Below are 22616 nucleotides of genomic sequence, written 5' to 3'. Positions count from 1 at the left end.
AAAGTCAGAAGTGAGAGATGAGAGGTGAAAGAAATCACCCTCCTTGCTCTTATCTTTCACCTCTCACCTTTCACCTTTTTATACTACTATGATCCAGGCAAGTGCTGACATTAAAAAAAAGACAAGACATTTTCTGCCGGAAAACTTCCAGGTAACCACATGGGAAGCTCTTGAACCGTATTTTAAAGATTTGGCTGAAAGACCCATCCATTCCAAAAAAGAGCTGGAACAGTGGTTAAAGGATTCCAGCGAACTGGAAGCTGTTGTGTCGGAAGACGCCTGCTGGCGGCAGGTACGCATGACATGCGATACAGAAAATAAAGCGCTTACGGAAGCCTTTAATTTCTTTTATACGCACATACAGCCCAATATACAACCCTATGCCGACCAGATCAACAGGAAACTGATCAACTGCGCTTATACAGCAGCGTTAGACCAGGATAAATATTTTACCTACCTGCGTTCCGTAAAAAAGAGTATAGACCTGTTCCGGGAAGAAAATATTCCCATATTCTCTGAACTAAGTGTAATGCAGCAGCAATATGGCGCCGTTGCAGGCAAAATGACCATTGAAGTAGAAGGAAAAGAATACACACTGCAGCAGGCTTCCAAATTTTTAGAAAGTCACGACCGCAGCTTACGCGAATCGGTTTACCGCAAAGTGAACGAAAGACGCCTGCGGGATAAAGACACGCTGAATGAGCTGTTCACTCAACTGATCCATAAGCGTCACCAGGTGGCTTTAAATGCCGGATTTAAAAATTACCGCGATTATGCATTTGTAGAGAAAGGCAGGTTTGATTATACAAAGGAAGATTGTTTTGATTTTCACGAAGGCGTAAAACGGTATGTTTTGCCTTTGGTAGATATCATCAACAAAAAGAAAAAGAAAAAACTGGATCTGGATCCACTAAAGCCCTGGGATACAGAAGCGGAGCCGGAAGGTGTAAAACCTTTAACTCCTTTTACCGATGGGAGGGAATTATTGGAAAAATCCATTCAGTGCTTTACCCGCCTGCGGCCTTTTTTTGCAGACTGCCTGCGCCGGATGAATGAACTGAACCATCTTGATTTAGACAGCAGGAAAGGCAAGGCTCCCGGCGGTTACAATATGCCGTTAGCCGAAAGTGGCGCGCCTTTCATTTTTATGAATGCCGTGGGGCAAATGCATGATGTAACCACCATGGTTCACGAAGGCGGGCACGCCATTCATTCTTTTTTGGCTCATCCGCTTGAATTATCGGCTTTTAAAGAATACCCTATCGAATTGGCAGAAGTGGCCAGTATGAGCATGGAACTGTTCAGTATGGATTACTGGGATACTTTTTTTGCGGATGCCAATGATTTAAAAAGAGCCAAAGAGCACCAGTTGGAGAGAGTGATCACCGTTATGCCCTGGATTGCCACCATAGACAAGTTTCAGCACTGGCTATATGAAAACCCCTTTCATACCACGGAAGAAAGAACTACCCGGTGGACGGAGATTATGAAAGAATTTTCTTCTACTGAAATAGATTTCAACGGATTAGACCAATACCGCGAAATAGCATGGCAACGACAGTTGCATCTTTTTGAAGTGCCATTTTATTATATTGAATATGGTATAGCTCAGTTAGGTGCAATAGGAATGTGGAAACAATTCAAAGAAAATAAAGAAAATGCTTTGGATAATTACATGAAAGCACTAAGTTTGGGTGGTACAAAACCCTTACCGGAGCTATACAGTTCCGCAGGGTTACGATTCGATTTTTCACCAGCCTATATAAAAGAATTAATGGAGTTTGTTCATACCGAAATGCCGGCATAGAATAATCCTTAAATAGCTACTAATCAGAGCCTTAACCAAAAGTCCCGATGTTTCTACACCGGGGCTTTCTGATTTTTATCCTCACAGCAACCTGGCAGTTCAGGAAAATTCCGAAACCATTGTGAATATAATTTTATAAAATCATCGCTATTTTCGGTAAACATTGCGATTCAAATTTTACTGTATGCCTGCTAACATACCTGTATTAAAACGATACATAGGCCGGATATTCCGTATTGCCAAAGAAGAATCGGAAGAAGAAACAAAACAGGAAATACTGAGCGAAGTAAATTTTAAAGGGGCCACACTTTGGCTACTGGTATTTACCATGATACTCACCTGCGTGGGATTAAATATGAATTCCATATATGCAATAATCGGCGCCATGCTCATGTCTCCACTGATGGCGCCGGTAATTGGATTGGGATTTGCCATTGCCACCAACGACTGGCCGATGGTAAAACGCTGTGCAAGGAATTGGCTGGTTGGGTTTGGTATCAGTTTACTGGCATCCACGTTGTATTTCAGCATAACTCCTTTTAATGAACCTACGGAGATAATGACTTCTTTTACGGGGGGAACAATATATGATGTATTGATAGCTTTCTTTGGCGGATTGGCAGGCTTTATAGGCCTTTCAAGAGTGAGAGGCATGAAGGTTATGGCCGGTGTTGCCGTGGCAACCGCCTGTATGCCCCCTTTATCAACCGCCGGTTATGGAATAGCCAATTTTCAGTGGAGCCATATATGGGGCGGTTCTTATTTTTATATTATCAATTGTGTGTTCATTGGTTTAGCGGTAATGCTGCTGGCCAAATATATGCAGTATAAAAAGGTACAACCATTTAGTGAAAAACCTGTTACAGCCCGCATTGTTTACGTGATTGCCTTCATCAGCCTTTTACCTGCAGCCTATTTTGCCTGGCAATTGGTGCAGGAAAAGCAAACGACAGGTAATATTGAACGGTTTATTAAAGAAAACTTGGTTACAGGAGATATGTCTGTGTTAAAAAAAGATATTCAGGTTAAGTCAGCTTCTCCAAAAGCTGAAGTATATATAACCGGGCACCGGCTCACGGAAGAAGAAGAAACCGCGCTACGCAAAAAATGGGCCGGCTACCAGCTTACAGGCGTTGACCTGGTTATTCATGAAACAGCAGACCTGGAAAATCTTGAAAATGACCCGGCTCTGTTAAGGCAGTTTACCATTAGCCAGGAAAAAAAATTGAATAAACAGGACAGCATTATTGCAACCTTAAGCTTCCGGCTCGACAGCATGACGAAAGTTGTGAACCGGTTACATTAAATACATATCCATTTTCAAACAGCAATAGCTTCTTTCAAAATAGATCAGGCAGCAATAAACCATACTTCCTCAATAACGTACAGTTAACCTTTTTCTGCTTTTCATTTCTGTAAATAACGTAGCTTCATAAGTATAAATTCCATTTAAAACGCTTACACACATGAAATATCTTATAGCGCTTGCTGTAGTCAGTTTATCATTTTTATCGTTTACACACGTTCCCAAAAACCAACAGGATGGATGGATATCCATATTTGACGGAACGCTGAACAACTGGAAAGTCGGAAAGAACGCATCTACATTCAGTATTGAAGATGGTAGTATCAAGGTGAACGGACCTGTTGCACATATATTTTATGATGGCCCTGTGAAAAAACATATTTTCACCAATTTTGAATTCAAAGCAGATGTAAAGACTTTGCCTGGCTCTAATTCAGGGATCTATTTTCATACCAGCTACCAGGAAGGCGGTTGGCCGGACAGGGGGTATGAAGTACAGGTAAACAACTCCCACAGCGACTGGCGCAGAACGGGAAGCCTGTATGATATCGTAGACATAAAAGAAACCTATGCGAAAGACAATGAATGGTATACTGAATACATTAAGGTAGAGGGAAAACATGTAATCATTAAAGTAAATGATAAAGTAGTGGTTGACTATACCGAACCCTGCGATGTAAAAAGGGAAGACAATCACCCGTTGCGCCTGATCACCGGCGGAACCTTTGCCTTGCAGGGACATGATCCTAAAAGTACAGTGTATTATAAAAACATAATGGTTAGACCGTTGAAGGATTAAGAAGCAACTGATATACTTTGTATATCCAAAAAGAGGCTATCTCAAAAAGGGCTGGTATAGAAGATATACCACTAAGACTCAAAGTCCTGATCTTCAGGTTTTATTTTCTTCGTGGCTTAGCGACTTTGTGGCAAAATATTACTTTTTATACAGCCCCTTATTTCTATACTCCCCAATATTTACCCGCTTTTAATATTATTTTCTCCCTGAATCCCATTCCCGGACAGCCTGTCCGGTATCGGCCGTTTTTAATCATTCGAAATTCCGCAAGCTATTCATTTTCATAGTATTCTGTTTGGCACCTCTCTTGAAAAGAAACAGGTACAAAATGTATTATGGATACGATTATTGAAGAAGAAGTGCGCGCCGGTAAAAGAAAAAAAACTGTCATTATAATCTCTGCTGCGATCATACTTTTTATTGTAATGATATGGCTGCTTCGTTTTTCTCTTTCCAGTTCCATAAAGAAAGCTGACATCCATACTGCCGTGGTTGAAAGAGGCAATATTGAAAACACCATTACCGCTTCCGGTGAAGTATTGCCGGAGTTTGAAGAAATTATTACAAGTCCTATTAATGCTTCTGTACAGGAAGTTGCTATGGATGCAGGCAGCCAGGTAAAAACCGGCCAATCTGTTCTTATACTTGACAAATCTGCTGCCCAAACAGAATGTGAGAAGTTAAAGTTTCAGCTCGAATCTAAACGGAACGATATTAAAAAATTAAAACTGGAGCTGGATAAAAGCTTTTACGATATCAGATCAAACAACGATGTGAAACAGTTGCATATCAACAGCCTGGAGGCGGACGTTGAAAATACAAAACGATTATTTAAAGCCGGGGGAGGCACAAGAGAGGATATTGAAAAAGCGGAGCTCAATCTGAAGGTAGCCCAATTGGAAAAACAACAATTGGAGAATGAAATAAAAACCAAGCAGCAAACCATGCAGGTAGAAATGAAGGAAGCAGAGATAGCTGCAGCTATACAGGAAAATGATCTGCAGGAGCTGGAACGCAAGCTGAAGCTGGCAAATATCGTTGCCAGCCGGGATGGAGTGGTTACCTGGGTAAACAAAAATATTGGCGCCAGCATTCATGAAGGCGACGCGCTGGCGCGGATCGCTGATCTCAGCAGTTTTAAAGTGCAGGGCAGTATTTCAGATAATTATCTGGACGAATTGCACCGGGGAATGGCTGCTATTGTCCGCATCAATGAAACACAGGTTCGTGGTATCGTTAGCAATGTACAGCCCTCAATTCAAAACAGTGTTGTGTCATTTGATATACAATTAGACGAGCGGAATAATAAATTATTACGGCCCAACATGAAAGTAGAAGTTTTCCTGGTAACGGCTTCACAAAACAATGTGCTGCGCGTAGCCAATGGAGCAGCTTTCAGGGGTGCTTCTTCGCAGGATATTTTTGTGCTGCATCACGGCAAAGCAGAACGCAGAACCGTAAGTATCGGCATGAGCAATTTCGATTATGTAGAGCTAAAGAATAATGTACAACCTGGTGAAGTGATCATTATATCAGATATGAGCTCCTATAAGAATGCAAAAGAAATAACCATCAGCAACTGATTGCATGAAACAACAGGCGATACATATCATTTTTTTTCTTTTGCTTTTTTATAGCGGATACGGGCAACTGCATAGTGATACCATCCGGCTTAACTTACAGCAGGTTGTAGAAATGTCAAAATTAAAATCAATAGCATCCAAACAGGCATTAACTACAAGAGAAACGAAATACTGGGAATATCGTACTCACCGCTCTAACTATCAGCCGCAATTGTCACTAAATGGAATTCTGCCCGGTTATAATAAAACATTCACAGAAGTGCAACAGCCGGATGGTACCATACTGTTTCAATCCATTCATAATAACAATTCTTCCTTAGATCTTTCTTTTAGTCAAACCATTACAGCTACAGGCGGAACTGTGTTCGGCACTACACAACTACAGCGCTTTGATGATTTTGACCGGAAGAATATTTTATACAATAGCGTACCTTTTGGAATAGGATATAATCAACCTTTATTCCAGTTCAACAGTTTAAAATGGGATAAAAAAATTGAGCCGCTTAAATTCAATGAAAGTAAACAGGCATACATCGAATCTATGGAACAGATTGCTATTACTGCCAATGGATACTTTTTTGATCTGTTACTGGCACAGGTGAATCTGCAGATAGCAGAAACAAATCTTGCCAATACGCAAAAAATACAACAGATCGCGAATGAAAAATATGATCTGGGAAAGATCTCAAAAAATGAAATCCTGCAATTGCAACTGGAGCAGTTGAAAGCGCAGAAAGCGGTGGGTATAGCCAAGCGCGATAAGGAAATTGCTACACTGAACCTGCGGGCTTATACAGGTTTACAAAACACAGATGAAGTGGCATTATTTATACCCCATGCTACAATCAATATGCTGGTAACGGCAGATAAGGTATTAGAAGAAGCGTATGAAAACAGGAGTGATGCCATTGCGTTTGTGCGCCGTATGGCAGAGGCGCAGAGAGATATCGCAAAAGCAAAAGGCGATAATGGGCTGAATGCATCACTGACCGCGCAGATAGGCTTTTCAAAAAGTGCAGTAACTGTACCCGGGGTTTACCGGTCGCCCCAAAATCAGCAGGAAGTACAACTGGTATTTGCTATTCCTATTCTTGACTGGGGAAGATCAAAATCAAGAACAAAAACGGCAGAAGCAACTCTGCAGTTTACAGCATACGCTGTAGAGCAGGATAAGCAGATCTTTACACAGCAGATCGTAACGCAGGTTACGCTTTTTGAAATGATGAAGGAACAGCTAACACTAACCGCAAGTGCGGATAGCATAGCAAGCGAAAAATACCAGATAGCAAAAGACAGGTATGTGCTGGGGAATCTCAGCATTACGGATCTGAGTATTGCCTTCCAGGAAAAAGACCAGGCGAAGAGAGATTACATAGCTGCGTTACGTGATTTCTGGGGTGCATATTATCAGCTTCGCTATTTATCGTTGTATGATTTTGAAAAGAAGCAGAAGATAGTGTACAGGTGAGAAGCGAAAGGGGAAAGTGGAATATTATTAACGATCTAATAAATCAGATATGCCAAATCAAAAATATCAAATTATAAATCTCAAATTTCAAATGATATGATCCGTTTACAGGATATAGAAAAAGTTTACCGTACAGATACAGTGGAAACACTGGCGCTGAGCAGCATCAGCTTAGATATTGCAAAAGGAGAATTCCTCTCTATCATGGGCCCTTCAGGTTGTGGCAAAAGCACTCTACTGAATATCATGGGTTTGCTGGATGCACCTACTAAAGGAGATATCAGGATTGATGACCAGAAAACAGTCCGGCTTTCAGACAAGCAGTTGGCGCAGTTCCGGAATAAAAAGCTGGGGTTCATATTTCAAAGTTATCATCTTATCAATGACCTGAAAGTATTAGACAATGTAGAATTGCCGATGTTGTATCGCAGCAGTACTGCAAAAGAAAGAACGCAACTGGCTACAGAAGCATTGAGAAAAGTTGGATTGAGCAACCGGGTTAAACATTTTCCTGCTCAACTTTCCGGCGGACAGAAACAGCGTGTTGCTATAGCAAGAGCGATTGTTGGAAAACCTGAGATCATTCTTGCAGATGAACCAACGGGCAACTTAGACAGCGCTATGGGAAATGAGATTATGGATATCCTGTTGCAGCTAAATAAAACAGAAGGCACCACTATTGTAATGGTTACACATGACGAAAATATGGCCAGGAAAACACACCGGCTGGTAAGGTTATTTGATGGGAGCCAGGTGCAGTAGGCAATGGCGAAAAGTGAATGCCCGCCCGGCTGACGCCAGTAGGACGCGGGCAATAGTGGTTATTGTGTCAACACTTTAGAGCGCGCTGTGAAAAGTGAAATGCGATAACAGATCAGACATCACAAATCAAAAATCAGAAATTCTGTTTTATGTTAAAAAATTATTTCAAAATAGCCATTGCCGTTTTTAAACGAAGGAAGTTTTTCACTTTCATCAGTTTATTTGGCATCAGCTTTACGCTTACGATACTCATAGTATTAACAGCCTTTATAGACAAGGTGATTAATGATAACTATCCGGACAGAAAAAGAGACCGGTCGCTATACGTTAATAAGATGACGGAAAGAGGAGATCAGTCGTATAACGGAGAAGCCTTATCGTTTTATTTTTTAGACCATTATGTGCGGCGTTTAAAAACGCCCGTTAAGTTGGCCGTCTCATCCGACTACCGGGGCACTAATACTTATGTAAACAACAAAAAAATTTCCATCAGCTATAAATATACCAATGCTGATTATTGGGATGTAACAGAATATGATTTCCTGGAAGGGAAACCTTTTACCAAACAACAAATAGCGAATGCTGAAAGAGTAGCTGTAATATCTGCAGACATAAAGAGGGCCTATTTTGGAGATGTTCCATCCGTAGTTGGCAAATACATAGAAGCCGATAATGTGCAATACAGGGTGTGCGGTGTGGTGAAAAATGTTCCTGTTACACTATACATGTTGTACAGTGATATATACCTGCCTTACACTGTTTCAAAAACGGATTATAGCAGCAACACGGGCTATCGTGGAGGGTATTACGGCATATTGCTTGCTGCATCAAGTGCAGATGTTCCAAAGATGAAGAAGGAGTTTGAGCAGATGGTAAAAAAGTTACCCATGAGCAGCAAGGAGTACAATAAAATTTACTGCCCTGCTGAAACTTTTATCCCGGCTTATTTAAATACGGGCAATGAAGACAAATCGGGCCTGGTATATGCGCTTACGGCAATAGCCATATTTGTTCTTTTGGTGATGTTACTGCCTACTTTAAACCTGATCAATATCAATATAACCCGCATCATGGAGCGGTCATCTGAAATTGGCGTACGCAAGGCATTCGGAGCATCTTCACAAACATTGGTTTACCAGTTTATTGTAGAAAACATTATCCTTACCATTTTAGGATGTCTCATAGGCATTATTTTATCTCTTATTGTTCTTAAGGTTTTGAACAATGCAAGCCTGATACCCAACCTGGAGCTTACTTTAAATTTCACAGTGCTATCTGTCGGGCTGCTCACCTGTTTGATTTTTGGTCTTTTGTCAGGCGTATATCCGGCATGGCGAATGTCGAGGCTAAATGTAGTAGATGCTTTAAAAGCGCAATAAAAATTAATTCAATTTTAAACTAATAAAAATGTTCAGGCATTTATTTACACTTATCTGGAATAAAAAAAAGCAAAACTTTTTATTGATCACAGAGATGCTGATTTCCTTCCTGGTCGTTTTTGCAGTTTTCACACTTGTTGTATTTAACTATAGAAATTACAGGAAGCCAATGGGACTGGAATATGAAAATGTGTGGGTAGTTAATTACAACAATACATTAAAAACGACCAATGCCGACTCTGTTATGCTCTTTTATGAAGGTCTTAAGCAGATCATTAAATCAATGCCACAAGTAAGAGAAGTAAGTTATACCAGTGCCAATATTCCATTTACGCAGAATAGTATGATGAATGGTTTGGACTATAAGGGTAAGCACATCAATCCAAACTATTGCCAGTCAGACGAAGAGTATAAAAATGTATTGCAAATAAAAATGAAGGAAGGACGATGGTTTGGCAAGGAAGATATGAATGTGAGCAAAAGGCCCATCGTTATTAATAGCACTATGAAAGAGCAACTATTTGGGAAAGAAAGCGCTACGGGAAAGCTGATTGGTGACAGTAAAGATCTTAAAATAATTGGTGTTATAGATGACGTAAAAATGAAAGGTGATTATACTGATGCAGGGGCATGGTTGTATGTAAAAATAGATACTTCTTCCATGCCGGGGATCGGGAGAATATTAGTAAGTGTTGTACCAGGCACTGACGCGGCTTTTGAAAGCCGTTTATATAAAACAATTGCCAACACAATGAAAGATTCAAATATTGAAATTGAGCATTTAACCAATAAGTTAAAGGATATCAATTATTTTGCGCTGGTACCGATGATCATATTATCCATAGTAGCCGGTTTTCTTATTATCAATGTAGCGCTGGGGCTATTCGGCGTACTTTGGTACAACATCAATAAACGCAGGTCCGAAATTGGTCTGCGCAGGGCTATTGGCGCTACTTCCGGTTCGGTATCCGCCCAACTGGTATCGGAGGCATTAATATTAGCCACCCTGTCGCTAATTGCAGGTTCCTTTTTTGCTATACAATTCCCATTGCTGAATGTATTCGATCTGCCGGCCGGCGTGTATTTAACGGCGCTTGCTTTATCCGTTGTATTTATTTATATACTGGTATTGATTTGCTCTTTGTATCCCGGCAGGCAGGCTGCCGCTATTTATCCGGCGGTAGCGCTGCATGAAGACTGATGAAGGGCATAAGGTATAAGGTGGTGCAGGTTACAAGTTGCAGGTTCTTAGCTGTTCGAACTGGATAATGAAAAATTCGCCTTTAGTTGAAAAAGGAGTTTTACGTTCAAACGAGGGAAGGCGAGCAAGCTCTTTCTATGAAATTTGATTGAGCCATAATTGCGCCACAATAAAGCCATGATTGTGTTATCTCAGGCTCAAAATGGATTCAATAAAATCACAAGCCGCTTACGCCTTCAGCCCTATGCCTCACACCTTACCCCTTTCCGCGGGAAAATTACTAAATTGCTTTCCTTCTTATGATATTGATTATTGATGACGATATTGCGGTAAGAACTTCGCTGACGCTTTTGTTGCAGAATGAAGGCTATGGAATAACAGGAGCTTCTACACAAGCTGAAGCATTGGATATGCTTGCGTGTCACAGTATTTCGCTTATTATTCTCGATCTCAATTTTTCTATTGAAACATCAGGCGCTGAGGGTATGCAGCTATTAGAGGAGATAAAAGCTTTACACAGTGCACTGCCGGTAATACTTATAACCGGATGGGGTACCATTGAGCTTGCGGTAAAAGGAATGAAGCTGGGTGCAAATGATTTTATTAATAAACCGTGGAGCAATGAGCACCTGCTGCAGTCTGTAAAAACAATATTGCAGTTGCAGGAAAAAAAGATAGTGCATCACACCCGCAAGCAGTTAGACAACCTCTACAACTTTACCTATATAATAGGAGAGGATCAGCGGATGCTGGAACTACTGGATACCATCGGGCGTGTTGCTTCAACGGACGCTTCGGTATTGATCACCGGTGAAAGCGGCACGGGAAAAGAGCTGATAGCAGAAGCCGTACATCAAAATAGTTTACGCAGCAATAAATCTTTTGTAAAAGTAAACCTGGGCGGCATTTCTACTTCTTTGTTTGAAAGTGAGATGTTTGGCCATGTACGTGGTGCATTTACAGATGCGCGAACAGACAGGGTGGGCCGTTTTGAAACAGCAAATAAAGGAACCATTTTCTTAGATGAAATTGGAGACCTTGATATGGGCAGCCAGGTAAAGTTGCTGAGGGTACTGCAAGACAGAACCTATGAAGCGCTTGGAAGCAGCCGCACCAAAATGGTAGATATCCGTGTAATATGCGCTACCAATAAAAACCTGGATGATATGGTTGCCAAAGGCACATTCCGCGAAGACCTGTTCTACAGGATTAATCTTATCAGCATACATTTACCGGCATTAAGGGAAAGGAAAAGCGATATCCCGCTGCTTGTAAATTTCTTCATCAATAATATGAAAGAAATTTACACCCGGCCTGCACTTAGCGTTACCCCGGAAACCATGAAATGGTTGCAGCAATTGCCATTGCCGGGTAACATCAGGCAACTGAAAAATTTAATTGAACGTTCCGTATTAATTAGCCGGAAAGATAAGCTGGAGGTAGAAGATTTCAGTACACAACTGGCCCTCTCCTCTGTAAAAAAGGGAAGTATACAATTGCCTGAGGTGGGCACATTGACCTTAGAAGAAATTGAGGTGCTAATGATCCGGAAAGCACTCGATTTTCACAACAACAGGATATCAAAAGCTGCAGCATCGCTCGGGCTTACGCGCAGTTCATTGTACCGCCGCCTGGATAAGCATAATATTCCCTACGATGAAACTTCGGACTAAATATATGCTGTTTGTGGTGATACTGCATCTTGTTGCAGTGGTGCTATCGTTTTTTATTTTCCGGCAGAACAAAATCCTTTTTATTGTTTCTGAGATTTTTATCATCATTTCCATTATACTATCCTGGCAACTGTTTAAAGAGCTGATCCAGCCGCTGAAATTATTAATGCAGGGTACAGAAGCTATAAAAGACAGGGATTTTAATGTGAAATTTTTGCCCACCGGGAAATATGAAATGGACGAGCTCATAGCAGTATACAACCGGATGATTGATGAGCTGAGAACAGAGCGTACAAAGCAGGAGCAGCAGCATTTGTTCCTGGAAAAGCTTATCTATACTTCTCCAACGGGTATCATCATTTTAGATTATGAAAATAACATTCAGCAGGTAAATCCCAAAGCCCTGCAGTTACTGGATGTCGAGGAAAAAGATATCCTGTCAAAATCAATTCATGAATTATCACACCCCGTCATTGAAGCGCTAAAAAGCCTGGAATCCGGTAAGGCAAAAACTTTCACATTTAATGGTATAACCACTTATAAATTACAGAAATCGCATTTTATAGACAGGGGCTTCCCCCGCCATTTTATTATGATAGAAGAATTGACTGTTGAAATACTAATGGCAGAGAAAAAAGCGTATGGAAAAGTGATCCGCATGATGGCGCATGAGGTAAATAACAGCATCGGCTCCGTTAATTCCATTTTGCAATCTGCACTGGCGTCAAAAAATATCTGGACGGAACCCACCAATGAACCCCTGCAAAATGCACTGCAGGTAGCTGTTGAGCGCAATTATAACCTCAATATTTTTATGCGCAACTTTGCAGACCTCGTTCGGCTACCCCAGCCCGATAAAAAAAAGATCAACCTGCATACAGTTATTTATTCTGTTGCACGGCTTATGGAAATGAAAGCAGGTGAAAAAAATATTTCTTTTCAATATCATTTTGCAGATGCCCCTTTTTATATTTCTGCCGACAGCCGGCAAATGGAACAGGTATTAATCAATATTGTAAAAAATGCTATGGAAGCCATAGAAGCCAATGGAATTATTTCTTTTAATATCAATAGCCGGATTAAAGAGCTGACTATTACAGATAATGGAAAGGGTATAACACCTGCTGAAGCTGCGCAGTTGTTCAGCCCGTTTTACAGCACAAAAAAAGACGGGCAGGGAATAGGGCTCACACTTGTTAAGGAAGTATTGCTGAACCATGATTTTGGGTTGTCTTTAAAAACGGTGGCGGAACGGCAAACCGAATTCAGGATCAGGTTTTAAGGTGCGTAAAATTTGAATTACGGACGGCTTCGAAATATCAAAAATTGAATACCCGGGTTTGTACTGCCCTGAGAGCAGATTTGAGATATAATATCCGCTATGGTGGACAGGTTCTCTTTGTCTGTTTCTCTTTGTCACTTTTTTTACGGAAAAAAGTAACCAAAAAAGCCCCGCCCGACTGAACGTCGTTCCCGCCTGAGTGATTTATTCGGCAGGCGTGCGGGCGCCCGAAACCCAGCCTGCCACCCGCCCGGATGAGCCGTTCGGACGGGGCTGGCAGGGATTACTGCCCGTTTTCAGGAAGGAGCCCTGATTAAGCTTTTGTGCTATTGTGACTTCAGCTTCATTCCACTGTTGCTTTCTCATTTTTCAGTAGCCCGCACTATAGCTATTTTATTTGAGCGTTGAGATTGCATTTCACTTCGAATTTCGGATTTGCAACTTCGGATTTAATATCCGCCACGGCGGACAGATTTGAATATTATTTGTTTCTTGTTATTTATTATTTGGTGCTTTTCTTATTGGCTTCTTCTCTTCGTATTTCGAAATTCAGGCTTTAGGTTTTCTTAAAACCTCCCTCCTTACCTTTGCTCCATGGATTATTTCAAAAAGCTACTGGATCTATTGAAAATGGAGCGGGAGCAGGATCGCAGGGCTTACCAGCAACTCATCGAAACATCTACTGTAGCCGAACGCCGGACAAACGGACTCACCTGGTATCCCATTGCCATACGCGATACGGAATTGGGCCGCGGCGACTATTTAACGGTAGAGGTTGAACGCACTACACACCAGGATATTCCACACCAACTTCGCTTCGGCGCATCCGCCGTTATTTTTTCCAATCACGATCCACGGGAAAACAGGGTGGAAGGGGTAATCACTTTCCAGGGTGGTAACCGGTTGAAGATTACATTGCGTACCGATGAAATGCCCGACTGGAGCCGCGACGGGAAATTAGGTATTGACCTGCTTTTTGACGACAACAGCTACGACGAAATGCAAAATGCGCTGAAGCTGGCATCAACGCTCAGTGAAAAGCCAAAGGAAGGGCATTTGATTAAAATACTTACGGGCGAAAAACCAGCTACTTTTGAAACCGCCGTTCCACATTTTAGCAGTACCATATTAAATGACTCGCAGCAGGCGGCGGTAAATAAAATTTTATCGGCCAATGAACTGGCAATCGTGCATGGCCCGCCAGGCACGGGTAAAACCACCACTTTGGTGCAAGCCGTTAAAGCATTGATACAACAGGATCATAAACAGGTATTGGTAGTAGCGCCCAGCAATACCGCTGTGGACCTGCTCACGGAAAAATTATCGGACGAAGGCTTAAATGTATTGCGTGTAGGTAATCCCGCCCGTGTATCTGAACGGCTGATGTCCCTCACGCTCGACAGCAGGATGGCTGAGCACAGCAGCATGAAGGAAGTGAAGAAAATGAAGAAGCAAGCCAATGAGCTCCGTAATATGGCGCATAAGTATAAGCGCAATTTTGGCAAAGCCGAACGTGAACAACGCAAAGCGCTTTTTGATGAAGCGCACCGCATCATTAAAGATGTTGAAAAAACGGAGCAATACATTACAAATGATCTGCTCAGCCGTGCGCAGGTAATTACCGCCACGCTGGTAGGCGCCAATCATTATACCGTGCGCCATCTCAGGTATCACACGGTAGTAATTGATGAAGCAGGGCAGGCGCTGGAACCTGCCTGCTGGATACCCATCCTCAAAGCGCAGAAACTTGTACTGGCAGGCGACCACTGCCAGTTGCCTCCCACTATCAAATCGGAAGAAGCCGCCCGCAATGGTTTGAGCACTACCCTGCTCGAAAAATGCGTACAGCTCCATCCCGGATCCGTTGTGTTGCTGGAAGAACAGTACCGCATGCATGAAACGATCATGGGTTACTCTTCCGGTGTATTTTACCAGAACAGGTTAAAAGCGCATGCTTCCGTAGCGGCACATTTGCTGTTTGATACAGATTGCCCCATGGCTTTTGTAGATACTGCCGGGTGTGGCTTCGATGAAAAAACAGAAGCCACCAGTACCTCAAACCCCGAAGAAGCAGCTTTTGTCTTTAAGCATCTTACACAATTGGTAACAGAGCTGGGCGCTCATTACCAGCCCCATAATTTTCCTTCGATAGCTGTAATTTCTCCCTACCGCCAGCAGATCCAATTGTTAAAAGAGCAGTTGCAGCACAGCACACAACTGCAGGTATATGGCGATAAAATTTCGGTAAATACCATTGACAGCTTCCAGGGGCAGGAGCGGGATATCGTATACATTAGCATGACACGCAGTAACAGCGAAAGCAGGATCGGTTTCCTGTCCGACATCCGCCGCATGAATGTGGCTATGACGCGTGCCCGGAAAAAATTAGTGGTGATCGGCGACAGCGCTACGCTGAGCCAGTTTCCTTTTTATGCCAACTTTATTGCTTACGCGGAACAGCAGAACGCTTATCAAAGCGCATGGGAATTCGTGGATATGTAAGCGAATACTGAGCTATAAGATTGCAGGATAAAAAATTTTTGAACGCGACTTTTGTATTTCTTAGCATCGCCTGTTGTGTCACTCCCTTGTACGCCCGCCACTCCAATCGGCAGTATAGCCTATTGTTTTCGGAATGAGACGCTGATAAACTTTAAACGTCCAGGTTATGGCTGTCCACAATGGCTTTTTATGAAGACCCCGGCGCGAACTGATCAACGGTTATTGAGCCAACTTACGAACTAATCAACGATGATGACAAGTATGCTGCAGTTGGGTTCACAGTAAGACTTTTGTCCAATCGAAGCGAATGGCAAACGGCTGTACATCGCCCCGTCTGCAGACGGGAAGAAAGAAGAAAAAATGGCAACAACTATTTAATACTATGTCTCAACGGACTTCAATATGCATTCGTTTCTGCCATCGTCCACGACTGCGCTTTCTTTACCGTTACCTTTTCACTGCCACTGAACACTTTTACGTTCGTACTATTCTCTAATTCAGGATATACTACCTGGGTAACACACTGCCTCCCGTTGGCAAACACTTCTATGATAGAACGGTCCAGAAAAATATCAAGCTGTAATGTTTCGTCTTTCTCCAGCTCAAAAGGCGCCCTTTGTTCCGATACCTTTTCAGGAAATCCATCTACAGGTGCCCCGAACATAGCATGAGAAGGCATTTTTACAGGGCCTTTTACAGAGGATTTAATGAAGTTAATGACCAGTTGCTTTTTAAGCGGATCATAGATGATGGCGGTTTCTTCCTTCCCATCCGGAGAACAAAAAACTTTTACCCCGTATGGGGCAGTATCTCCACCTATCATTTCTATTTTCAGCTCAATGGATTTCCCTTTTGTTTTTAATGTTTGTTCTGCATTCGCTTCCAGCACCATATTATTTTCCTGCACTTCATTCAGCCTTATGGCTTTTACTTCTTCGGGCGGATTGATCTGCAGCGCACCATTTTTAGCAAGCGACAAAACCCTGGGCAAACTCATAATGCCCGACCAGCCATAATCAGGAAACGTTTCGGGCTTGCGTTCCAGCACCCATCCCCATATAATATTCCTTCCATTATCATCCTGTAGCTGTTCGGGGGCAAAGAATGTTCCGCCCGGCCAATTCATCCGGCCATGCTGTTCTATAGCATACCGGTCATTGGCAAATCTCCCGATGAAATACTGCGCACCAATATTATGGCTGATGAAAAGCAGCATGGATTTGTTGCCGATGGAAAAAAAATCCGGACAGGAAACGTCTTCAGATGCATACAACCAGCTTTTAGTACTGTCTAACAACCGGCCGATGTGCTCCCACTTGTACATATCTTTCGATTTGAACAAAGCCGGTGTTTTGCCTCCGGAGATCTGGTAATACCAGCCTGCCTTTTTATCGTACCATCCTTCCGGATCCCATGCCGTGTATTTGCCTGAATTACCAAACGGATCATCGGCGGCAGGCGTTTTTAAAACAGGGTTGCCTTCAAATTTCTTCCATACTTTCAGATCATCATCTGTTGAATACGCCACCAGGTTTGCGGAAGCGCCCTGCCCATGATACATGATATGCGGAACACCTTCTTTTGATAAGAATGCGCCACCGCTGAAAATGCCCTGTTCCATATCCCCGTCTTTTATATTCAGCATATCAGGATATAAAGTCCAGTGAAACAAATCGGTGCTTACGGCGTGTCCCCATACATGTTCCATTTTGCCATCGCGTAATTTCTGATAGATATACCCCAGGTGGTATTTTCCTTTCCAGTAAATGCCGCCATTGGGATCAAAAGGCATGGCATGACCCTCCGGGGCTACAAAATGATAAACAGGGCGGTGGGGGTCGGATTGCATCAGCGACCGCAGGGCGCGGGTATCATTGATCATCTCAGCCATATCTTTTTGCTTTTCCTGCTGTGCCATCCCGCAATGGGTTAACAGGATAGATAAGAAGAGGGCGTTTAATTTTTTCATACAGGGTTGTTGTTTATTTTATTTACGTGCTCCATGTTGCGCACCTTTAAGGTTTGCTATTGCTCCGTTAAAGCGCATTTACCAGTGCCTTCATTTTTTGCAGGCCGGTTTTGGCCACCAGCAAAGCGTCCTGCGCCCAATACGTTTTATTAAACAACTCCAGCGATAGCACTTTTGTACCGCCCATGGCCCGGAGGTCCTGCAAAATCTGCTTAAGCGGCGCCACGCCATCACCGGGGTATACCCTGTCGCCATCCGTTTGTTCGTTTACAGGTTTATTACCCGGGTAATCGTTCATATGTATTATTTCAATCGCTTTTCCATTCACCAGCTTTAATCCGTTAAATCCCGAACCACCGCGGAAAAGATGGTATACATCCGGCAATATCCGCGCAGCAGGATCATTGGCAGCAGCAGCGATGGACAGTGCCTGTCCTAAGCAATACAGTGTACCCGAAGCGCCCCAGAATTCCAATTGCGGCATTACCTTATACTTTCTTCCCAGCTCCAGTATCTCACGGTAATATATACCCGCCTGCTGAAAATCTACCGGTTCATTTTTGCCTACACCCGAGGGCGGAGCAGCTATACGGTGGCAACCCAGCGCGGCCATTATCTTCATCTCTTCTTCCAGTTCCTGCAATCCGGCTTTCCTTTTTGTGGTATCATTCACCATCCAGGTGGTAAAGCTGATCGCATCTTCTACTGTCAGGTTGTGATCTGCAATGAATTTTGCGAGTGTATCCACTTTGTTTCCCTTTTTAAGATAATCCCTTATATCGCTCACCCACAATTCCACGCCATCGTAGCCGGCCGCAGATGCAATTTCCAATGATTTAAGCAGCCCCATGTTTTGTCCGCGTATAGTGCTGGTATTAAGACAAAAGCGAAATGCCCCACCGGCATGGTTGGGACTTGCTTTGATAAAGGAGGGCATAAAGGCTGTTAAAGCCGCTGCACCTGTTAATTTAAGAAGCCTGCGTCTGTTAAGCATATATGATGGAATGAAAATTTAAGGTAAAGTATTTTTTAGTGAGAGAACAAAGTCATTGTTGTTTTTTTCGAGCGATGGAAGCTACTAACCTAAACCAGCATCTTTAATTTATTTTTCCCATTTTCCCCACTCCTACCCGGTAGGACTCTCCTACCGGAATGCTGATATCTCCCAAACGCAGCTCCTCCCGGCCAACGGAGGTAATGTGCATCGTGCCCACCAGGAAAGAGCGGTGTATACGCTTAAAATATTTTACCGGTAAAAGCTCAGCCAGGTATTTCATGGTCATATGGGTGATATACTTTCCATCTGTAGTAACAAGAACAATATAATCTCTTATGGATTGGGCATATAGGATTTTGCTGTGGAACAGCTTCACCATGCACCCGTCAACTTTAAAATAGGAGTAGTCTGGCGCAGGTGCGGGGTCTGTATGAACTTTCAAAAAATTTTCGATACTGCGCTTGAACCGTTCGTAGGTAACCGGCTTTAGCAAATAATCCACGGCATTTAGTTCATAGCTTAGCACAGCATGCTCGGGAAATGCTGTTACAAAAACAAACGCCGGTGGATTTTTAAGCGATCTGATAAAACTGATGCCCGTCACAGAAGGCATTTGTATGTCCAGAAAGATCAGGTCCGGTGGATTAGTATGAATGCTGTCAAAGGCTTCCATCGCATTGCTACATTCCGCCGCAAGCTGCAGATCAGGGTGGCGGCGGATATACTCCGCCAGTAATTGCCGGGAAAGTGGCTGGTCGTCAACTATGCTGCAATTAATCATTGTAGTTTCAAAATTAAACTAACACGAACTTCAAATATAGTTTCATCTTCCGTTATCGTCATCTCGTGCTTACCCGGATACAGCATCTGCAAACGCTGTGATACATTCTGCAGGCCAATACCGCTTTTCTTATCCTTCTTTGAATAAGTGGGCTTGCTATTCTTTATTTCTGCAAACAGGTCGTTTTCTACCAGGCAGACCACGATATGAATAAATCCCCCTCCCGTCTCTTCGAGCAAGCCATGCTTGAAGGCATTTTCGATAAAAGGGAGGAGCAGCAGCGGCTCGATCAGTGCCCGGTTGGTGATGCCCTGCGTTTCAAAGCTGATGTGCATTTTTTCTGAATAATGCATGGATTCCACTTCCACGAAGTTCTTTAGAAATTCAATTTCCTGCGTCAAACTTACCTGCTGTTTGGATGACTCATAAAGTATATAGCGCATGGTGTCTGAATGCCGGGCAATTAAAGGCGCCGCTTTATCGGATCCCCGGAGCGTTAGGGCATAGATATTGTTAAGCGTGTTGAAGAAAAAATGTGGCTGGATCTGCACTTTCAAAAATTTCAGCTCCGATTCCAGGTGTTGCTGCTGCAGTGCGCTGATCTGCTTATCCTGGCGGGCAGAACGGATAAAATAGGCTAGTGCCGACAGCACCATCAGATCACGCAATTCATAGATGCTGATAAAATGATAGAATACGTTGTTTGTATACCAGCCCCGGGCACGGGAAACCATATCACCCGGCAGAAAGTGAGCGTGGGCTATAAGCCAGTAAACGCCGAGCCGGTAGCATTGATGCAGCACCAGGTATATCAGCAATGCCAAAAGAAACCACAGGTATTTCTGCTTAAAGAGCAGTTTTTTGATGATATACTGATAGCATATCCATGCAGGTATCATGGAGGTAAAGTCATAAAAAAGATACTCGGGCAAATGTTCAAACAAACCTGGTTTATGAGGCACCGGCTCGTAAATATAATATTCTACGCCGCTCAACACCGGGAAAAATATGAAGTAAATGATAAAGAAGATCACCTCAAGCCTGTGGTATCTGTCCCTGAAATAATTATCCTTTAACAGCATAGTTGTAAAGTACAGCATATTACTTTACTGCCGCGTTCACGTTTTCGACAAATCCCGTGTTTTTTTCGACAGACATCCTTTGTCTGATTTATACGGGGGCTTATCTAAAAAATAATCATTACCTGCAGGTAAGCGCATAGGTTTGTTCCTATCAAATATTTATACAATGAAAGCGATAGCGTTGATCTGGTTTTTGATGATTGCATCTAATATTTCTTTTTGTCAAAGTACAGCAACTTCATCTGAAGTGCTGGCCGAAGTCCTGAAAGCACAGGGTGCTTTAAAAACTGCGGAATACTCAGTTGAACGCCGGGACACGCTCCTTACCGGTGATATCCGTACTATGACCGGCACGGTTGTGATAGCGGTTGACAAAACAGATACGCTCCTGGGGTTCCGCTTTTGGGCAAAGAAACACGGAGAAAAGGAGGAGAAAGTATATGATGGACGTGTTTGCTACGCCATAAGTCCTGATACGAAGACATACAGGCTAATGAACAGTCCGGCAGCTTTGCATAGTATGTTTCTGGGTGGTGGCGGGCACCTGGTTATTCCTGATCTCGTTAAAATAGACACCGCTCAATGTAATGGCATATCAGTGATGGAAAGCCAGGATCATTATGATATCATCGTCAGCTACCCCAATCTTACAGACTATGATGTGACCAAAAGAAAAAAGATCATTACGATTGACAGGAAAAGCATGCTGCCCGTTGCCGTCAGGCAACACCAGGAGAGCTATGGTAAAGTGCAGGACCTGTATTTTAAGATCACGGAGCTCAAGGTCAATCCTCCCAGGCCTTACAACTTTACATCCCTTCCCTTTTTAAAAGCGTATACTTATGTATCGCCCGAACCGGTAAAAACGCATCGCCAGCCCCTGCAGGGAAAGAACGCACCTCAATTTAGCCTCGAGTCGTTTGACGGAAAATTAATTTCGGCAAATGATTGGAAAGGGAAGGTGGTTTTGCTGGATTTTTGGGAAATATGGTGCGGCCCCTGTATTGAATCAATGCCTGAGGTAATTGCCCTCTATAACAAGTATCATGATAAAGGGTTGGCTGTATATGGCATCACAAATGATCTTAAACAACTTCCCTCCGCCAGGGCGTTTGCCGAAAAAAAGAAGATCAATTTTCCTTTATTAATTGGGAATGAACAAGTCAAAAAAGAATATCAATTGGAGGCTGTTCCTTTATATGTGCTCATTGATAAGAAAGGGATCATTCGTTCAATCAGACCTGGATACTCCGCGGAATTGGAGGAGATGGTTTTGGATATTTTGAAGTAGCTGTACAATGTTAGTAGTATGTAAGCACATCGTATTTGACATCCATATCAAGCAAAAATCTATAGCATTTACTATGCGGCAAATGCTATAGATTTTCAAAAGGAAATACGATCGGTATTGTTTACGCGGCAAAATGCAGGGAACCATCAGGACCTGTCCCAGAAAGCTGGAGGCTCTACGCTCAGCGAACGGAGATATACATAGGCCTGACCCCGGTGGTGGATTTCGTTATCAATAAAATAAAATATAAAAAAATAACCGGTGCCTTCCCATTGGCCAAATGCTGTATCGGTTTCCTGGAAACGATGCGGGGGTATCTGTGGCCAAAGTGCATTTAACGCTTCGGTTGTTTCATCCCAGCGTTCCAGCAATTCCTTTTTTGAGGCGGGTGCTGCTGTCTCTGCAAATGCCTCATCATAAGTTTGCCATTTGCCCGTAATGATGCCTTTTATTCCCGGCACCGCCATCCCAAGCATTTCTAATACCAGTTCCGAAAAGGGCCGCATGCCACCAACAGAATAAGTAAATAATTTGTCTTCGGGAAATGCTTCTATCATTTTACGGGTAAGCTTACGATGTCCCTGCCAATGTTCGAGCAATGCTTCCGGAGTGATAACAATTAAAGGTTCGGCCGCTATTGCCTGGTTATTGTTTGCCATTGTTTTCGATTTTATGGTTTATTATTGATTTGACCATACAAAGAAAACAAGGCAGGGTGACAACCCTATGGCAGC

At 42.8% G+C, this 22616-nt stretch carries 18 protein-coding genes; 12 read left to right on the top strand and 6 right to left on the bottom strand.

Translation table 11 applies throughout. The features are described 5' to 3' along the window. Positions 1 to 43 precede the first annotated feature (43 nt). From FRX45_RS07765 to FRX45_RS07720, 10 genes are all read left to right on the top strand, one after another. Positions 44 to 1807 carry a M3 family oligoendopeptidase gene (locus FRX45_RS07765; protein WP_226805086.1) on the top strand — a complete coding sequence of 588 codons (1764 nt, stop codon included), beginning with the start codon at positions 44 to 46 and terminating at the stop codon, positions 1805 to 1807. A 184-nt stretch (positions 1808 to 1991) separates the two neighbouring features. After that, on the top strand, positions 1992 to 3113 hold the full coding sequence (locus FRX45_RS07760) for a DUF389 domain-containing protein (protein ID WP_152267830.1): 1122 nt from the start codon (positions 1992 to 1994) through the stop codon (positions 3111 to 3113). Positions 3114 to 3273: 160 nt separating this feature from the next. Then, positions 3274 to 3912, top strand: a complete 639-nt coding sequence (locus FRX45_RS07755) for a 3-keto-disaccharide hydrolase (protein ID WP_152267829.1) — start codon at positions 3274 to 3276, stop codon at positions 3910 to 3912. A 335-nt stretch (positions 3913 to 4247) separates the two neighbouring features. After that, positions 4248 to 5495 carry an efflux RND transporter periplasmic adaptor subunit gene (locus FRX45_RS07750; protein WP_152267828.1) on the top strand — a complete coding sequence of 416 codons (1248 nt, stop codon included), beginning with the start codon at positions 4248 to 4250 and terminating at the stop codon, positions 5493 to 5495. A 4-nt stretch (positions 5496 to 5499) separates the two neighbouring features. After that, entirely contained in the window at positions 5500 to 6963 is a 1464-nt protein-coding gene (locus FRX45_RS07745) for a TolC family protein (RefSeq protein ID WP_152267827.1), read from the top strand. Between the two features lie 96 nt (positions 6964 to 7059). Continuing rightward, complete coding sequence (locus FRX45_RS07740; RefSeq protein WP_152267826.1) at positions 7060 to 7725, top strand: ABC transporter ATP-binding protein; 666 nt, start codon at positions 7060 to 7062, stop codon at positions 7723 to 7725. A gap of 149 nt (positions 7726 to 7874) precedes the next feature. After that, entirely contained in the window at positions 7875 to 9104 is a 1230-nt protein-coding gene (locus tag FRX45_RS07735; protein WP_152267825.1) for an ABC transporter permease, read from the top strand. A gap of 28 nt (positions 9105 to 9132) precedes the next feature. After that, positions 9133 to 10305, top strand: a complete 1173-nt coding sequence (locus tag FRX45_RS07730) for an ABC transporter permease (RefSeq protein ID WP_152267824.1) — start codon at positions 9133 to 9135, stop codon at positions 10303 to 10305. Between the two features lie 299 nt (positions 10306 to 10604). Further along, a complete protein-coding gene (locus FRX45_RS07725; protein WP_152267823.1) occupies positions 10605 to 11978 on the top strand; it encodes a sigma-54-dependent transcriptional regulator in 1374 nt (457 codons plus the stop codon). Beyond that, complete coding sequence (locus tag FRX45_RS07720) at positions 11962 to 13260, top strand: sensor histidine kinase (RefSeq protein ID WP_152267822.1); 1299 nt, start codon at positions 11962 to 11964, stop codon at positions 13258 to 13260. Before FRX45_RS07725 ends, FRX45_RS07720 begins: the two co-directional genes overlap by 17 nt. 204 nt (positions 13261 to 13464) lie before the next feature. On the opposite strand, the gene FRX45_RS23230 is transcribed toward FRX45_RS07720, so the two are convergent. Then, complete coding sequence (locus FRX45_RS23230) at positions 13465 to 13626, bottom strand: hypothetical protein (RefSeq protein ID WP_193311620.1); 162 nt, start codon at positions 13624 to 13626, stop codon at positions 13465 to 13467. A 228-nt stretch (positions 13627 to 13854) separates the two neighbouring features. Between FRX45_RS23230 and FRX45_RS07715 the strand changes: the two genes are divergently transcribed. Then, the gene (locus FRX45_RS07715) at positions 13855 to 15762 is read left to right on the top strand and encodes an AAA domain-containing protein (RefSeq protein WP_152267821.1); all 1908 of its coding nucleotides are present in this window, start codon (positions 13855 to 13857) and stop codon (positions 15760 to 15762) included. A gap of 397 nt (positions 15763 to 16159) precedes the next feature. On the opposite strand, the gene FRX45_RS07710 is transcribed toward FRX45_RS07715, so the two are convergent. The 4 genes from FRX45_RS07710 to FRX45_RS07695 all read right to left on the bottom strand — a co-directional run bounded on the left by FRX45_RS07710 (position 16160) and on the right by FRX45_RS07695 (position 20609). Further along, positions 16160 to 17731: a glycoside hydrolase family 32 protein gene (locus FRX45_RS07710; protein ID WP_152267820.1), complete on the bottom strand. Its 1572-nt coding sequence runs from the start codon at positions 17729 to 17731 to the stop codon at positions 16160 to 16162. A 67-nt stretch (positions 17732 to 17798) separates the two neighbouring features. Next, positions 17799 to 18725, bottom strand: coding sequence for a sugar phosphate isomerase/epimerase family protein (locus tag FRX45_RS07705; RefSeq protein ID WP_152267819.1), 927 nt, complete (start codon positions 18723 to 18725; stop codon positions 17799 to 17801). Positions 18726 to 18828: 103 nt separating this feature from the next. Continuing rightward, positions 18829 to 19509 (bottom strand): LytR/AlgR family response regulator transcription factor, encoded by a 681-nt coding sequence (locus tag FRX45_RS07700; RefSeq protein ID WP_152267818.1) that lies wholly within the window; start codon positions 19507 to 19509, stop codon positions 18829 to 18831. After that, positions 19506 to 20609, bottom strand: a complete 1104-nt coding sequence (locus FRX45_RS07695; RefSeq protein WP_152267817.1) for a sensor histidine kinase — start codon at positions 20607 to 20609, stop codon at positions 19506 to 19508. The genes FRX45_RS07700 and FRX45_RS07695 overlap by 4 nt, the downstream gene beginning before the upstream one ends. Before the next feature lie 148 nt (positions 20610 to 20757). On the opposite strand from FRX45_RS07695, the gene FRX45_RS07690 reads away from it, so the two are divergent. Further along, positions 20758 to 21882, top strand: coding sequence for a peroxiredoxin family protein (locus FRX45_RS07690; RefSeq protein ID WP_152267816.1), 1125 nt, complete (start codon positions 20758 to 20760; stop codon positions 21880 to 21882). Between the two features lie 146 nt (positions 21883 to 22028). Here the strand turns inward: FRX45_RS07690 and FRX45_RS07685 are convergent, their stop codons facing one another. Beyond that, a complete protein-coding gene (locus FRX45_RS07685) occupies positions 22029 to 22541 on the bottom strand; it encodes a DinB family protein (RefSeq protein WP_152267815.1) in 513 nt (170 codons plus the stop codon). Between the last annotated feature and the right edge of the window lie 75 nt (positions 22542 to 22616).

It is taken from the genome of Agriterribacter humi, assembly GCF_009192765.1.
GTDB classification, from domain to species: Bacteria; Bacteroidota; Bacteroidia; order Chitinophagales; family Chitinophagaceae; genus Agriterribacter; species Agriterribacter humi.
Note: the sequence above shows the minus strand (reverse complement) of the source record. Positions and strands in the feature narration are given on the sequence as shown.

What these genes read in the sequence shown, in the direction of transcription:
- FRX45_RS07745 (WP_152267827.1), top strand. Translation starts at nt 5,500, where the DNA reads ATGAAACAACAGGCGATACATATCATTTTTTTTCTTTTGCTTTTTTAT.
- FRX45_RS07720 (WP_152267822.1), top strand. Translation starts at nt 11,962, where the DNA reads ATGAAACTTCGGACTAAATATATGCTGTTTGTGGTGATACTGCATCTT.
- FRX45_RS07725 (WP_152267823.1), top strand. Translation starts at nt 10,605, where the DNA reads ATGATATTGATTATTGATGACGATATTGCGGTAAGAACTTCGCTGACG.
- FRX45_RS07740 (WP_152267826.1), top strand. Translation starts at nt 7,060, where the DNA reads ATGATCCGTTTACAGGATATAGAAAAAGTTTACCGTACAGATACAGTG.
- FRX45_RS07690 (WP_152267816.1), top strand. Translation starts at nt 20,758, where the DNA reads ATGAAAGCGATAGCGTTGATCTGGTTTTTGATGATTGCATCTAATATT.
- FRX45_RS07760 (WP_152267830.1), top strand. Translation starts at nt 1,992, where the DNA reads ATGCCTGCTAACATACCTGTATTAAAACGATACATAGGCCGGATATTC.
- FRX45_RS07705 (WP_152267819.1), bottom strand. Translation starts at nt 18,725, where the DNA reads ATGCTTAACAGACGCAGGCTTCTTAAATTAACAGGTGCAGCGGCTTTA.
- FRX45_RS07710 (WP_152267820.1), bottom strand. Translation starts at nt 17,731, where the DNA reads ATGAAAAAATTAAACGCCCTCTTCTTATCTATCCTGTTAACCCATTGC.
- FRX45_RS07715 (WP_152267821.1), top strand. Translation starts at nt 13,855, where the DNA reads ATGGATTATTTCAAAAAGCTACTGGATCTATTGAAAATGGAGCGGGAG.
- FRX45_RS07750 (WP_152267828.1), top strand. Translation starts at nt 4,248, where the DNA reads ATGGATACGATTATTGAAGAAGAAGTGCGCGCCGGTAAAAGAAAAAAA.
- FRX45_RS07685 (WP_152267815.1), bottom strand. Translation starts at nt 22,541, where the DNA reads ATGGCAAACAATAACCAGGCAATAGCGGCCGAACCTTTAATTGTTATC.
- FRX45_RS23230 (WP_193311620.1), bottom strand. Translation starts at nt 13,626, where the DNA reads ATGAGAAAGCAACAGTGGAATGAAGCTGAAGTCACAATAGCACAAAAG.
- FRX45_RS07755 (WP_152267829.1), top strand. Translation starts at nt 3,274, where the DNA reads ATGAAATATCTTATAGCGCTTGCTGTAGTCAGTTTATCATTTTTATCG.
- FRX45_RS07730 (WP_152267824.1), top strand. Translation starts at nt 9,133, where the DNA reads ATGTTCAGGCATTTATTTACACTTATCTGGAATAAAAAAAAGCAAAAC.
- FRX45_RS07695 (WP_152267817.1), bottom strand. Translation starts at nt 20,609, where the DNA reads ATGCTGTACTTTACAACTATGCTGTTAAAGGATAATTATTTCAGGGAC.
- FRX45_RS07735 (WP_152267825.1), top strand. Translation starts at nt 7,875, where the DNA reads ATGTTAAAAAATTATTTCAAAATAGCCATTGCCGTTTTTAAACGAAGG.
- FRX45_RS07700 (WP_152267818.1), bottom strand. Translation starts at nt 19,509, where the DNA reads ATGATTAATTGCAGCATAGTTGACGACCAGCCACTTTCCCGGCAATTA.